11 protein-coding genes and 1 pseudogene are annotated in these 13,108 nt (G+C 75.1%); 11 read left to right on the top strand and 1 reads right to left on the bottom strand.

Annotated elements, in window-relative coordinates; all coding sequences use genetic code 11:
* Window positions 1-50 precede the first annotated feature (50 nt).
* Window positions 51-1,052 (top strand): HAD-IIA family hydrolase, encoded by a 1,002-nt coding sequence (locus tag K8Z49_RS07740; protein WP_412521011.1) that lies wholly within the window; start codon window positions 51-53, stop codon window positions 1,050-1,052.
* Window positions 1,053-1,093: 41 nt separating this feature from the next.
* Here the strand turns inward: K8Z49_RS07740 and K8Z49_RS07735 are convergent, their stop codons facing one another.
* Entirely contained in the window at window positions 1,094-1,435 is a 342-nt protein-coding gene (locus K8Z49_RS07735; protein WP_021598873.1) for an SCP2 sterol-binding domain-containing protein, read from the bottom strand.
* Between the two features lie 115 nt (window positions 1,436-1,550).
* Here K8Z49_RS07735 and K8Z49_RS07730 point away from each other — a divergent pair, with 115 nt between their 5' ends.
* The 10 genes and pseudogenes from K8Z49_RS07730 (at window position 1,551) to K8Z49_RS07685 (ending at window position 13,068) form a co-directional block, all read left to right on the top strand.
* Entirely contained in the window at window positions 1,551-1,826 is a 276-nt protein-coding gene (locus K8Z49_RS07730; protein WP_075024215.1) for a hypothetical protein, read from the top strand.
* 52 nt (window positions 1,827-1,878) lie between these two features.
* Window positions 1,879-2,679: a TlyA family RNA methyltransferase gene (locus K8Z49_RS07725; RefSeq protein ID WP_111831752.1), complete on the top strand. Its 801-nt coding sequence runs from the start codon at window positions 1,879-1,881 to the stop codon at window positions 2,677-2,679.
* A 112-nt stretch (window positions 2,680-2,791) separates the two neighbouring features.
* Window positions 2,792-3,679 (top strand): annotated as a pseudogene (locus K8Z49_RS07720) (NAD kinase); the annotation flags it as partial.
* A gap of 211 nt (window positions 3,680-3,890) precedes the next feature.
* The gene (recN, locus tag K8Z49_RS07715) at window positions 3,891-5,597 is read left to right on the top strand and encodes a DNA repair protein RecN (RefSeq protein WP_024935086.1); all 1,707 of its coding nucleotides are present in this window, start codon (window positions 3,891-3,893) and stop codon (window positions 5,595-5,597) included.
* Between the two features lie 134 nt (window positions 5,598-5,731).
* Window positions 5,732-6,970: a putative cytokinetic ring protein SteA gene (steA, locus tag K8Z49_RS07710; protein WP_021599456.1), complete on the top strand. Its 1,239-nt coding sequence runs from the start codon at window positions 5,732-5,734 to the stop codon at window positions 6,968-6,970.
* The gene (locus tag K8Z49_RS07705) at window positions 6,967-7,923 is read left to right on the top strand and encodes a copper transporter (RefSeq protein ID WP_024935087.1); all 957 of its coding nucleotides are present in this window, start codon (window positions 6,967-6,969) and stop codon (window positions 7,921-7,923) included. Before steA ends, K8Z49_RS07705 begins: the two co-directional genes overlap by 4 nt.
* 4 nt (window positions 7,924-7,927) lie before the next feature.
* Window positions 7,928-8,908: a hypothetical protein gene (locus K8Z49_RS07700; protein ID WP_412517896.1), complete on the top strand. Its 981-nt coding sequence runs from the start codon at window positions 7,928-7,930 to the stop codon at window positions 8,906-8,908.
* A 46-nt stretch (window positions 8,909-8,954) separates the two neighbouring features.
* Window positions 8,955-10,619 carry a murein biosynthesis integral membrane protein MurJ gene (gene murJ, locus K8Z49_RS07695; RefSeq protein ID WP_412517895.1) on the top strand — a complete coding sequence of 555 codons (1,665 nt, stop codon included), beginning with the start codon at window positions 8,955-8,957 and terminating at the stop codon, window positions 10,617-10,619.
* Window positions 10,609-11,805: a glycosyltransferase family 4 protein gene (locus K8Z49_RS07690; RefSeq protein WP_412517894.1), complete on the top strand. Its 1,197-nt coding sequence runs from the start codon at window positions 10,609-10,611 to the stop codon at window positions 11,803-11,805. The genes murJ and K8Z49_RS07690 overlap by 11 nt, the downstream gene beginning before the upstream one ends.
* Window positions 11,806-12,063: 258 nt before the next feature.
* Entirely contained in the window at window positions 12,064-13,068 is a 1,005-nt protein-coding gene (locus K8Z49_RS07685; RefSeq protein ID WP_024935091.1) for a TerC family protein, read from the top strand.
* The last annotated feature ends 40 nt before the right edge of the window (window positions 13,069-13,108 follow it).

Raw genomic sequence — 13,108 nt, 5'->3', positions numbered from 1 at the left:
CCGTTACCAGCCGGTACCGCCCCCTTACGATCGCAGGCATGAGGAGCCCCATGAAAGGCAGCGAGCGTCCGCTGAGCGAGGCGTACGACGTCGCCCTGCTCGACCTCGACGGGGTCGTCTACATCGGCCGCAGGCCCGTCCCGGCGGCGGTCGAGTCGCTCGCCAAGGCCCGCGCGGCGGGGCAGCGGCTCGCGTTCGTGACCAACAACGCCTCCCGGACGCCGTCGGCGGTCGCGGCCCTGCTCACCGACGTCGGCGTCCCGGCCGACCCGCGGGACGTGGTGACCTCCGCGCAGGCCGCCGCGCGCCTGCTCGCCGAACGGCTGCCCGCCGGGGCGGAGGTGCTCGTGGTCGGCGGCATGGGGCTGCGCCACGCCCTGTACCAGCAGGGCCTGCGCCCGGTGTCGACGGCGGCCGGACGTCCCGCCGCGGTCGTGCAGGGCTACCACCCCGACCTCGGCTACGGGCTCCTCTCCGAGGGCGCGCAGGCGGTCAGCATGGGCGCCCTGTTCGTCGGGTCCAACGGCGACCTGACCATCCCGGGCGGCGACGGGCCGCCCCATCCCGGCAACGGGTCCCTCCTCCGCGTGATCAGCGGTGCGACCGGGGTCGAGCCGATCGTCACCGGCAAGCCCGAGCGGCCCCTGCACCACGAGTCGATCCTGCGGACCGGCGCCGAGCGCCCGCTGGTGGTCGGCGACCGCCTCGACACCGACATCGAGGGCGCGCACAACGGGGGCGCCGACAGCCTCCTCGTCTTCACCGGGGTCACCGACCCCCTCCAGGCCCTGACCGCCCCGCCCGAGCGGCGGCCCACCTACCTGGCCGCCGACCTGACCGGGCTGCTCGTCCCGCACCCGGAGCCCGTCCGGGAGGACGGCGGCCACCGGTGCGGCGGCTGGACGGCCCGCCGCGACGGCGGCGCGTTCGCGGTCAGCGGATCCGGCGACCCCTACGACGGCCTCCGCGCCCTCGCGTCCGCCGCCTGGGAGACCGCAGCGCCCCCGTCGGCCGAAGCCCTGAGCGAGGCGCTGGAGACCCTCGCGCTCTGAGCCCGCCGCCGCGCGCCCCCGCGGATCGCAGGGACCGCGGGTCAGAGGAACTTGCGCAGGCGGAGGAGGTCGAAGATGCTCGCCTCGATCTTGAGGCGCCCGGCCGCCCACGCCTTGGCCGGGTTCAGCTCGTCGTTGGCCATCGCGACGAGGTCGTCGCTGTCCATGGTCAGCCGCACCTGCGCGGCCCCCGGGTCGCCGTCGGGCTCGAACGGGTCGAGGCCGCCCGCGTGCAGGCGGGTGCGGTAGGCCAGCCCGAGGTCCGGCACCCGGCAGCTGATCGTCCGCTCGACGACGTGCTCGGCGAGCCGGTCGGCGTCCACCTCCGCCAGGCGCGCCGCGACGCGCTCCAGCGCCGCGCGGCAGTCCTCCTCGTTCGCCATGGTCAGGCCGTTCCCCGTTCGTCCGGCAACGATGTCGTTCAGGGACGGTAGCGTTCATGGTGAGCCGGAGGCGACTCGTCACGGGCGCTCCGGGAGCACTGGGAGGTAAAACGTGATGTCCGACGAGGCCGCGGAGGAGCCGGGCTTCCCGGCCGTGCCGCCGCCCGACCCCACCGGCGACCCCCGCGTGGACGCCGCCGTGGCGCGCCTCGGCGAGCTCGGCGGGCGGCCCGTCCCCGAGCACGTGGAGATCTTCGAGGACGTCCACCAGCGGCTCCAGGAGCTCCTCGCGTCCGCCGGCCAGGACGAGGGGCCCGGCCTAGCCGAGCGGCCCGAGCGGCCCGAGCCGCCCCGTCCCGCCTTCCCCGGCGCCCTGCGCCCGCGCCCGTGAGCCGTGCGAGGGGCCCGGCGCGCCCGCCGGGCCGCCGGGCGGAGGCCCGGCGATGAGCAGGCGCAGGCTGGACGCGGAGCTGGTGCGGCGCGGCCTCGCCCGGTCGCGCGAGCACGCCGGGCAGCTGATCGGCGACGGCCGGGTCCGCGTCGGCGGGCAGACCGCGGCGAAGGCGGCGACGCAGGTCGAGGCCGGGGCCGCGATCGTCGTGGACGAGGCCGGCGGCGGCCCCGAGTACGTCTCCCGCGGCGGGCACAAGCTCGCCGGCGCGCTGGAGGCGTTCGGCGACCTGCGCGTGAAGGGCCGCGTATGCCTGGACGCGGGCGCCTCGACCGGCGGGTTCACCGATGTCCTGCTGCGCGCGGGCGCGGCGCGCGTGTACGCGGTCGACGTCGGCTACGGGCAGATCGCCTGGTCGCTGCGCACCGACGACCGGGTCACCGTCCTTGAACGGGTCAACGTCCGCGACCTGGAACCCGGCATGCTCGGCGGCCCGCCCCCGGGCCTGGTCGTCGGCGACCTGTCGTTCATCTCGCTGAAGCTCGTGCTCGCGCCGCTCCAGAGGTGCGCGGCCCCCGAGGCCGACTACGCCGTCATGGTGAAGCCGCAGTTCGAGGTCGGCAAGGACCGGGTGGGCGCGGGCGGCGTCGTACGCGACCCGGAGCTGCGCGCCGGCGCCGTGCGCGGCGTGGCCGGGCACGCGGCCACGCTCGGCCTCGGCGTCCTCGGGGTGACGGCGAGCCCGCTGCCCGGCCCGTCCGGCAACGTGGAGTACTTCCTGTGGCTGCGCGCGGGCGCCCCGCCGCTCGACGACGAGGCGCTGCGGAAGGCCATCGAGGCGGGTCCGCAATGAGCGGCGGCGGTCCCCGGAACGTACAGAGGACGTCCGAACCGGGAACGTCCCAGCGAGGGACGTTCGTCCAGACGTCTGTACGCCGTAGCGCGTCGGGGAGTGGGGCGAGAGCATGAGCAAGAGGTCGGTGCTGGTCGTGGCGCACACCGGGCGGCCCGAGGCGGTCCGCAGCGCGCAGCTGGTCATCGAGCGGCTCAGCCAGGCCGGGATCTGCGTCCGGGTCCTGGACGAGGAGGCCGGGGAGATCGGCTGCACGGGCGTGGACGTGATGCCCGGCACCGCCGCGGCGGCCGACGGCGCCGAGGTCGTCATGGTCCTCGGCGGCGACGGGACGCTGCTGCGCGCCGCCGACCTGACCCGCTCGTCCGGCACCCCGCTGCTCGGCGTCAACCTCGGCCACGTCGGGTTCCTCGCCGAGGCCGAGCGGGACGACCTCGCCGCCACCGTCGACCGCGTGTGCACCCGCCGCTACGACGTCGAGGAGCGGATGACCATCGACGTCATCGCGCGCCGCAACGGCACCGTCCTCGGCACGACCTGGGCGCTGAACGAGGCGAGCATCGAGAAGGCCGAGCGGGAGCGGATGCTGGAGGTCGTCGCCGAGATCGACGGCCGGCCGCTGTCGAACTGGGGCTGCGACGGCGTGGTGTGCGCCACACCGACCGGCTCCACCGCGTACGCGTTCTCCGCCGGCGGCCCGGTCGTGTGGCCCGAGGTGGAGGCGATGCTGGTCGTCCCGATCAGCGCGCACTCGCTGTTCGCGCGGCCGCTGGTGGTGTCGCCGCGGTCGTCGGTCGCGGTCGAGGTGCTGCCGGGCACGCCCCGCGCCGTCCTGTGGTGCGACGGGCGCCGCACCCTCGACCTGCCGCCGGGGGCGCGGGTGGAGGTCCGCCGCGGCGCCGAGCCGGTGCGGCTCGCGCGGCTGCACCTCACCCCGTTCACCGACCGGCTGGTCACCAAGTTCGGGCTGCCCGTGACGGGGTGGCGCGGGCGGGTCAGGCAGCCCTCCCGCCCGTCCCCGCCGCTCGGGGACTCGCAGGTCGGGGACGCCCCGGCGGCCGGCGGCATCGCCGAGTACCCGGGCCCCGGATTCGCCCCGGAGGGCGTGCCCCCGGAGCGGGACGGGGAGGCGTCCGGCGGGCAGAGGGGATAATCTCCACAGGCGCTGATCGGGGATCTGTTTGCGGAGGGTTGTGACGCTGGTGCGTCCGATGGTCGATGAGGTGCGGATCCAGGGCCTCGGTGTGATCGACGAGGCCGTGCTCGATCTGTCGCCGGGCTTCAACGTGGTGACCGGGGAGACCGGGGCGGGCAAGACCATGGTGGTCACCAGCCTCGGCCTGCTGTTCGGCGGCCGCGCCGACCCGCAGCGGGTCAGGCCGGGCGCGGACCGCGCCACGGTCGAGGGCCGGATCGTCGTCGATCCCGGCGGCCGGGTGGTCGAGCGGGTCGAGGAGTCCGGCGGCGAGCTGGACGACGGCGCGCTGATCGTCACCCGGTCGGTGTCGGCGGAGGGCCGCTCCCGCGCGTTCCTCGGCGGCCGGTCCGTCCCGGTGAACGTGCTGATCAACCTGGCCGACGACCTGGTCGCCGTGCACGGCCAGTCCGACCAGCAGCGGCTGCTCCAGTCGTCCCGGCAGCGCGGCGCGCTCGACCGGTACGCGGGCGGCGCGCTGACCAAGCCGATGCGGGCCTACACCAAGGCGTACCAGCGGCACCGCCAGGTCAGCGCGCTGCTGGAGGAGCTGACCACGCGGGCCCGCGAGCGCGCCCAGGAGGCGGACCTGCTGCGCTTCGGCCTGGAGGAGATCGAGAAGGTCGACCCCAAGGAGGGCGAGGACACCGACCTCGCCGCCGAGGAGGAGCGGCTCGGTCACGCCGACGCGCTGCGCGGCGCCGCCGACACCGCGCACGAGGCGCTGCTCGGCGACCCGGCCGCCGCGTTCGAGGCCGCGAACGTGACGAGCCTGCTCGGCACCGCCCGCAACGCGCTGGAGGCCGTCCGCGACCACGACCCGGAGCTGGCGGCGCTCGCCGACCGGCTCACCGAGGCCGGCTACCTCGTCTCCGACGTCGGCACCGACCTCGCCTCCTACGCCGAGTCGGTGGACGCCGACCCGGCGCGGCTCGCCGCCGTCCAGGAGCGGCGCGCCGAGCTGACCGCGCTGACCCGCAAGTACGGCGGGACGGACGGGAGCGTCGCCGAGGTCCTCGAATGGGCCCGCACGTCCGCGTCCCGGCTCGGGGAGCTGGAGGGCGACGACGACCGCATCGACGAGCTGCGCGCCGAGCACGCCGAGCTGACCGAGCGGCTCACCGCCGAGGCGGCGGAGCTGACCGCCGTCCGCACCCGCGCCGCCGAGCGGTTCTCCGGCGCCGTCACCGAGGAGCTGACCGCGCTGGCGATGCCGCACGCCCGCGTCGTCGTCACCGTGACCCCGACCGGGGACTACGGCCCGCACGGCGTCGACGAGGTCGAGGTGCGGCTCGCGCCGCATCCGGGGTCGCCGCCGCTGCCGCTGCACAAGGGCGCCTCGGGCGGCGAGCTGTCCCGGGTGATGCTGGCGATCGAGGTCGTGTTCGCCGGCGCCGACCCGGTGCCGACGTTCGTGTTCGACGAGGTGGACGCCGGCGTCGGCGGCAAGGCCGCGGTGGAGATCGGGCGGCGGCTGGCCCGGCTGGCCCGCAACGCGCAGGTGATCGTCGTCACGCACCTGCCGCAGGTCGCCGCGTTCGCCGACCAGCACCTGCTGGTGGAGAAGTCCGACGACGGGACGGTCACCAGGAGCGGCGTGACCGCGCTGGACCGGGAGGGCCGCGTGCGGGAGCTGTCCCGGATGCTCGCCGGGCTGGAGGACTCCGAACTCGGCCGCGCCCACGCCGAGGAGCTCCTCGCCATGGCGGCCGAGGAGGACTGACCGCCCCACCCGGGCGCCGCGGCGGAGCCCGCACCGGCCGTCCCGGCAAAGACTACAGAGAGTGCGCGAACGGACACGCCAGGACAGTCGATCTTTCCGGCGGCCACCGCCGTGCTCTGGCAGGATGGTTGGTGATGAACGAGTCGTCACCCGCCACTGAGCGCCGCGTCCGGCTGACCGGAAAACTGCCGCGGCGCGTGCTCACGCTGGGCCGAGGCCGCGACGACGGCCGGCCGGGGGTCTGCGCCACCGTCCGGCTCGACCGCCGCACCAAGGACCTGACCAAGCGGCTGCAGCCCGGCGAGGTCGCGGTGATCGACCATGTCGACCTGGACCGGGTCAGCGCCGAGGCGCTGGTGTCGCGCGAGGTCGGCGCGGTCGTCAACGTCGCGCCCAGCATCTCCGGCCGGTACCCCAACCTCGGCCCGCAGATCCTGATCGAGGCCGGCATCCCGCTGGTGGACGACGTCGGCCCGGAGATCTTCGGCAAGCTGCACGAGGGCGACCAGGTCCGCGTCGAGGGGTGCGCCGTGCACCGCGGCGAGGACGTCGTCGCCAAGGGCACCGAGCAGACCGCCGAGTCCGTCGAGGAGGCGCTGACCGAGGCCAAGGCGGGGCTGTCGGCCCAGCTGGAGGCGTTCGTCGCCAACACGATGGAGTACGTCAAGCGCGAGCGCGACCTGCTCATCGACGGCGTCGGCGTCCCCGAGGTGGCCACGAAGATCAGCGGGCGGCACGCGCTGATCGTCGTCCGCGGCTACCACTACCGCGAGGACATCGCGACCCTGCGGCCCTACCTGCGCGAGTACCGGCCCGTGCTGATCGGGGTGGACGGCGGCGCCGACGCGCTGATGGAGGCCGGCTACCGCCCCGACATGATCGTCGGCGACATGGACTCGGTCTCCGACGACGCCCTCACCAGCGGCGCCGAGCTCGTCGTGCACGCCTACCGGGACGGGCGGGCGCCCGGCCTCAAGCGCGTCCACGAGCTGGGGCAGGAGGCCGTGGTCTTCCCGGCCGCCGCCACCAGCGAGGACATCGCCATGCTGCTCGCCGACGACAAGGGCGCCTCGCTGATCGTCGCGGTCGGCACGCACGCCAACATGGAGGAGTTCTTCGACAAGGGGCGCGCCGGCATGGCCAGCACGTTCCTCACCCGCCTGCGCGTCGGCAGCAAGCTCGTCGACGCCAAGGGCGTGAGCCGGCTCTACCGCAGCCGCATCTCCACCTGGTCGCTGCTGTTCCTCGTCCTCGGCGCGTTCATCGCCATCGTCACCGCCGTCGCCATGTCCCCGGCGGGGGACGTCATCAGTCCCCTGCTCGCCGACCGCTGGCACGCCTTCGTCTTCTGGCTGACCGGACTCTTCACGTGATCGATTTCCGTTACCACCTCGTCTCCATCGTCGCGATCTTCCTCGCGCTGGCGCTCGGCATCGTGCTCGGCTCGACCACGCTGTCGAACTCGGTGAGCGACACCCTGCGCCAGCAGGCGAACTCCGCGGCCAAGACCGCCCAGCAGGCCCGGCTGGCGCAGCGCGACCTGCAGCACCAGGTGAACGGGCAGGAGCAGTTCACCGAGGTGCTCTCGCCGCAGCTCGTCGAGAACCGGCTCAAGGGCCAGTCCGTGGTCCTGGTCGAGACGCCGGGCGCCGGCGACGACAGCATCGAGCAGGTCAGCGAGCTCGCCAAGAACGCCGGTGCCGCCGTCACCGGGCGTGTCACGATCCAGACCAAGTTCCTGGACGACGACCAGCAGACCACCGTCGACGAGCTCGCCACGCAGCTCAAGGCCGACGACGTCACGTTCCCCGACGACGCGAACGCCTACACCAAGGCCGGCGCGGTCCTCGCCAACGCGCTCGTCACCAAGGACCCCGCCAAGTCCGGCCGCGAGGACGCCGCCGGCGGCGCCGTCCTCAACGGCTTCAAGGAGGCCGGGTACGTCACCACCAGCGGCAAGCCCGGCCAGCACGCGACGCTCGCGGTGATGGTCGCCCCCTCCGCGCCCTACGCCTACGACGGCGGCGGCGACGACAACAAGGCACTGATCTCGCTGGCCTCCGCACTCGACGGCGCCGGGCGCGGTACCGTCGTCGGTGGCCCGCCGACCTCCGCGCAGGAGGGCGGGCTGATCGCGGCGCTGCGCGACTCCGACGCCGCCGACTCGGTCTCCGCCGTCGACGTGGTGGACACCGCGTCCGGCCAGGTCGTGGCGATCCTGGCGCTGCAGAAGGAGATCGGCGGCAAGTCCGGGCAGTACGGCACGGGCGCCGGCGTGAGCGGCTACCTGCCCTCGCCCGCGCCCACGGCGGGGAAGAACGGGTGACCTGATGAGACGAGGCATCGCCACCGGTGCGCGGTTCGCGGCCGGGCTCGGCCTGGGCGCCGTGGCCGCACGCGCCGCCTACGCCGCGCTGACGCGCCGCCCTCCGGGCCTGAACGGCCTGCCCGGCGAGGAGGTCTGGGGCCGCACCAACCACCGCGGCGAACCGGTGACGCTGCTGGAGGGGCCCGCCGTCGTCGCGGGCGCCGCCGCGGCCGGGCTGGTCGCGCCCGGGGTCCCCGGCCGGATGCGCGCGGCGGCCCTGCTCGCGGGCGCCGGCTCCGGCGTCCTCGGCGGCTATGACGACCTCGCCGGCTCCGGCTCGTCCCGCGGCTTCAAGGGCCACCTGGCCGCCCTCGCCCGCGGCGAGGTGACCAGCGGCGCGGTGAAGATCCTCGGCATCGGCGCGACCGGGCTGGCCGTCGCGGCCGTCGCCGGGTCGCCCGCCCCGTCCCGGACGGGACGCGCGTTCGACACCCTGCTCAACGGCTCGATCATCGCCGGGTCGGCGAACCTGATGAACCTGTTCGACCTGCGTCCCGGCCGCGCCGTCAAGGTCGGGCTCATCGCCGGCACGCCGCTGGCGCTGACCCGGTCCGGCTCCGCGGTCGTCGCCGCGCCGCTCGGCGCCGCCGCCGCGCTGCTCCCCGAGGACCTCGGCGAGCGCGCGATGCTCGGCGACACCGGCGCCAACGCGCTCGGCGCGCTGCTCGGCCTCGCCGCGACCCGCCTCGGGCGGGGGCCGCGGCTCGCCGTCCTCACCGGGATCGCCGGGCTGAACGCGGCCAGCGAGTTCGTCAGCTTCACCAAGGTCATCGCCGGCAACCCGGTGCTGAACCGCATCGACATGCTCGGCCGCCGCCCGGCCGCCGTGCCCGTCCCCGCCCCGGCGGAGGCGGACAAGCCGGTGACGGACGACGCGTTCCACGCGTCCGTGCCGCCGCAAGCGGGCCCGGCGGGCAACGGCGTGGCCGCCGACCCGGCCTAGCGCGCGGACGGCCCCCCGCCCCTCTCGCAGCGTGCCTTCCTCCACCGTGCCCTCGTCCGAAGCGTCCCCGCCGACCAGGCCGGCGTCCGCCATGCGCAGGCTGACCGGCGGGCTCGCCGGTGCCGCCCTGGTCATCGCGGTCATCACGGTGCTGTCCAGGCTCGCCGGGTTCGGGCGCACCTACGCGTTCTCGCAGACGGTCACCACGTCCTGCCTCAGCCAGGCGTACTTCACCTCCACGCAGTTCCCCAGCATCGTGTACGAGATCGTCGCGGGCGGCGCGCTCGCCAGCATGGTCGTGCCGGTGCTGGCGGGCCCCGCCGAGCGCGGCGACCGGGACGAGGTCCGCCGGATCGGGTCGGCGCTGCTCACCTGGATCGTCGTGCTGATGGTGCCGCTGTCGGCGCTGATGGCGCTCGCGTCCCGCCCGGTGATGGAGCTGCTGGCGGGCGGCGACCTGCAGGGATGCTCGCGCGGCCAGATCGTCGACGTCGGCTCGACCATGCTCGCGATCCAGTCCGTCCAGATGGTGATGTACGGGATGGCGGTCGTGCTGTACGGGCTGCTGCAGTCGCACCGCCGGTTCGTCGCGCCGGCGCTGGCGCCGCTGATGTCGAGCCTGGTGGTGATCGGCGCCTACGTCGCGTACGCGCCCCTCGGCCGCGGGTTCGAGAACGACCTCGCAGGGCTCCCGACGGGCGCGATGCTGACGCTGTCGGTCGGGACGGCGCTCGGCGGTGTCGCGATGGCCGCCACCGCGGGGATCGCGGCCTGGCGGCTGCGGCTCCGGCTGCGCCCGACGCTGCGCTTCCCGGACGGGGTGGCGCCGCGGGTGCGGCGGCTCGCGGTCGCCGGCCTGGCGACGGTCGCGGTGCAGCAGCTGTCGGCGCTGCTCGTGGTCCGGCTCAGCTACGAGGGGACGGGCGGCGCGCTCGCGAACTACCAGTACGCGTGGGCGATCTACCTGCTGCCGTGGGCGATCCTGGCGGTGCCGATCGCGACCAGCGCGTTTCCGATGCTGTCGGCGCGGATGAGCGCCGGGGAGCGGGAGCGGTTCGACCAGGTCACCGCGTCCACCACCCGCGCGGTGGTCCTGGTGTCGTGCGCGGGGGCCGCCGTGCTCGCGGCCGTCGCGCCGCCGGTCGGGGCCGTGTTCAACCCTGGCCACCCCGGCCAGCAGGACGTGCTGTCCAAGGCGGTGCTCGCGTTCGCGCCCGGCCTGCTCGGATACGGTCTCGTCGCGCATCTCCAGCGGGTGCTGTTCGCGTGCCACAAGGGCCGGATGGGCGCCTCGGCGATCGTCGTGGGCTGGCTCGTCGTGATGGTCGCCGACGTCGCGCTGGTGCTGTCGGTCGACCGGCAATGGGTGGTCGCCGCGCTCGGCATCGGCAACGCGGCCGGCATGACGGTCGCCGGGGTGCTGCTCCTCGGGACGCTCGCCCGCGCGCGGGGCGCGGCGTCCGTGCGCGGGCTCCCGCGCGCGCTGGCCGCCGGGCTGCTCGGCGCCGCCGCGGGCGGGGCCGCCGGATACGCGACGGCCGCGCTGCTCGGCCTCGGCGGGACCGGCCCGGCGGGGGAGCTGCGCAACGCCGGGACGGGGGCGCTCGCCGCGCTCGTCGCCGCCGCGGTGTTCCTGATCATCGCATTCGTGATCGACGGCCGGGATCTGCGGGCCGTCCTCAGCCGGAAGGTCACCCGCAATGTCCGATGAGCATCTGGACGGCCTGCGCGTGGCGCTGGTCCTCGGCACCAGCGCCGGCGGCGTCGGCCGGCACGTCCGGTCGGTCGCCGAGCGCCTGGCCGGGCGCGGCGCCCGCGTCCTGGTCTGCGGCCCGGCGTCGACCGAGGAGCTGTTCGGGTTCGCCGAGGGCGGCGCCCGCTTCGCCGAGGTCGACCTCGCCGACCGGGCACGCCCGGTGAGCGACGCCAGGGCCGCCGCCCGGCTGCGTGGGCTGCTGCGCGACGCGGACGTCGTCCACGCCCACGGCCTGCGCGCGGGAGCCCTCGCGGTCGCGGCGTGCGCGCGCGTCGCGCCCGGGCCGCTGCGCTTCGCGCGGGGCGGGCCGCCGCTGGTCGTCACCCTGCACAACGCCGTCATCGCGGGCGGGCGGACCGCCGCCGTCTACGGGCTGCTGGAGCGCGTCGTGGCGCGCGGCGCCGCCCGGGTCCTCGGCGTCTCACCCGATCTGGAGGATCGGATGCGCGGCCTCGGCGCCCGCTCGGTCGGGCATGCGATCGTCCCCGCCCCCGCGCCGCGGGCCCAGCCGGGCCCCGCCGTGCGCGCCGACCTGCGGGCGGAGCTGGGCGTGGGGGAGCGGCCGCTGATCGTCACGGTCGGGCGGCTGGCCCGGCAGAAGGGCCTGCCGACCCTGCTGGACGCGGCGCGCGGCTGGACGGGGCGCACCCCGCCGCCGCTGGTCGCGATCGCCGGCGACGGGCCGCTGGAGGACGAGCTGCGCGCCCGCGTCGAGGCCGAGGACCTGCCCGTCCGGCTGCTCGGCCGCCGCTCCGACGTCGCCGCGCTGCTGGCCGCCTGCGACGTGGCGGTCGTGCCGAGCGTGTGGGAGGGGCAGCCGCTGATCGTCCAGGAGATCCTGCGGGCCGGGCGGCCGCTGGTGGCGACCCGGGTCGGCGGCATCCCCGGGATGCTCGGCGCGGCGGAGCGTGGCGGGGAGGAGCCGCTGCTCCAGGGGCCGGAGAGCGAGGCGGCCCTGCTGGTGCCGCCGAACGACGCGGAGGCGCTCGGCCGCGCGGTGGACCGCGTCCTGGACGACCCGTCGCTCGCGGCGCGGCTCGCCTCGGCCGCCGCCCAGCGGTCGGCGCTGCTGCCGGACGAGGACGACGCCGCCGATCAGCTCACGGCCCTCTACCTGGAACTGGTGGGAACCCGCCGCTGACCCCCGCGGGGGTGGGAGGTGACCGGACCTTAGACGCCGCGTCCGGCGCTCCGGTTCGGAACGGGATCAAGAATTTTCGCCGGCCCGGGAACCACACCGCCCCGGGCCGCGTTCAAGGAGGTAATCGGAGGGGAGTATCCCTGCGCGCGGTTCCCGTCAATACGGCCGGTCCATACCTGCCCGGGTTCCGCGGCCCTCGCGCACTCTGGGCGGGAGAGACCTCCGGCGCTCGTTTCGTGTCCGCCGGAGGGGTTCACGTTGTCTGTTCCACCCTTGGTCTGGGCCCTCACCATCGCGGGCATTCTCGCGATCATCGCGGCCGACCTGTTCCTGATCCACCGCAACGACACGCGGGAGTTCACCACCCGCAGGGCCGCGTTCTGGTCCACCGTCTACATCGGCCTCGCCGCGCTGTTCGGCCTCGGCGTGTGGGCGTTCTCCGGCGGTGAGCACGCCGCGGAGTACTTCGGCGGGTTCGTCACCGAGAAGAGCCTCAGCGTCGACAACCTGTTCGTGTTCATGGTGATCCTGACCCGGTTCGCCGTGCCGAAGCACGCGCAGCACACCGTGCTGATGGCGGGCATCGTGATCGCGCTGGTGCTGCGCGGCATCTTCATCGCGGTCGGCGCCGCGGCCATCGCGACCTTCACGTGGGTCTTCTTCATCTTCGGCGCGTTCCTCATCTGGACGGCGATCGGCCTGGTCCGCGGCGGCGACGAGGACGAGTTCAAGGAGAACGCGCTGCTGCGCTGGGCGAAGCGCGTCATCCCCACGTCCGACGAGTACGACGGCAGCCGGTTCGTCACCCGGAGGTCGGGGCGCCGGCTGGTCACCCCGATGGCCATCGTCATGATCGCGATCGGCTCCACCGACGTGCTGTTCGCGCTGGACTCGATCCCCGCGATCTTCGGGCTGACGACCGAGCCGTACCTGGTCTTCACCGCCAACGCGTTCGCCCTGATGGGCCTCGTCCAGCTGTACTTCCTGCTCGGCGGGCTCACCGACCGGCTGGTCTACCTCGGGCACGGGCTGGCGTTCATCCTCGGGTTCATCGGGGTCAAGCTGATCTTCCACGCGCTGCACGAGTACGGCGTCGCGTGGGCGCCGGAGGTGCCGATCTGGCTGTCCCTGGCGGTGATCGCCGGGACGCTGGCCGCCACCACCGTCGCGAGCCTCGCCGCCGGGCCGAAGCGGTCCGGCGGCAAGCCGGCCGTGACCGGGCCCGCGGCCGAGCCCGCCGCGGAGACGACACGCGACGGATGAGAGCGGGATCACCTCCCCCAGACATCCGAATGCTGTTCTA

It is taken from the genome of Actinomadura madurae, from assembly GCF_047130825.1.
Classification (GTDB): domain Bacteria; phylum Actinomycetota; class Actinomycetes; order Streptosporangiales; family Streptosporangiaceae; genus Spirillospora; species Spirillospora madurae.
This window is presented reverse-complemented; position numbering and strand designations above follow the sequence as displayed.

Excerpts from the sequence above, each read along its gene's own strand:
- K8Z49_RS07740 (WP_412521011.1), top strand. The coding sequence starts at position 51 with ATGAAAGGCAGCGAGCGTCCGCTGAGCGAGGCGTACGACGTCGCCCTG.
- K8Z49_RS07735 (WP_021598873.1), bottom strand. The coding sequence starts at position 1,435 with ATGGCGAACGAGGAGGACTGCCGCGCGGCGCTGGAGCGCGTCGCGGCG.
- K8Z49_RS07730 (WP_075024215.1), top strand. The coding sequence starts at position 1,551 with ATGTCCGACGAGGCCGCGGAGGAGCCGGGCTTCCCGGCCGTGCCGCCG.
- K8Z49_RS07725 (WP_111831752.1), top strand. The coding sequence starts at position 1,879 with ATGAGCAGGCGCAGGCTGGACGCGGAGCTGGTGCGGCGCGGCCTCGCC.
- recN (WP_024935086.1), top strand. The coding sequence starts at position 3,891 with ATGGTCGATGAGGTGCGGATCCAGGGCCTCGGTGTGATCGACGAGGCC.
- steA (WP_021599456.1), top strand. The coding sequence starts at position 5,732 with ATGAACGAGTCGTCACCCGCCACTGAGCGCCGCGTCCGGCTGACCGGA.
- K8Z49_RS07700 (WP_412517896.1), top strand. The coding sequence starts at position 7,928 with ATGAGACGAGGCATCGCCACCGGTGCGCGGTTCGCGGCCGGGCTCGGC.
- K8Z49_RS07690 (WP_412517894.1), top strand. The coding sequence starts at position 10,609 with ATGTCCGATGAGCATCTGGACGGCCTGCGCGTGGCGCTGGTCCTCGGC.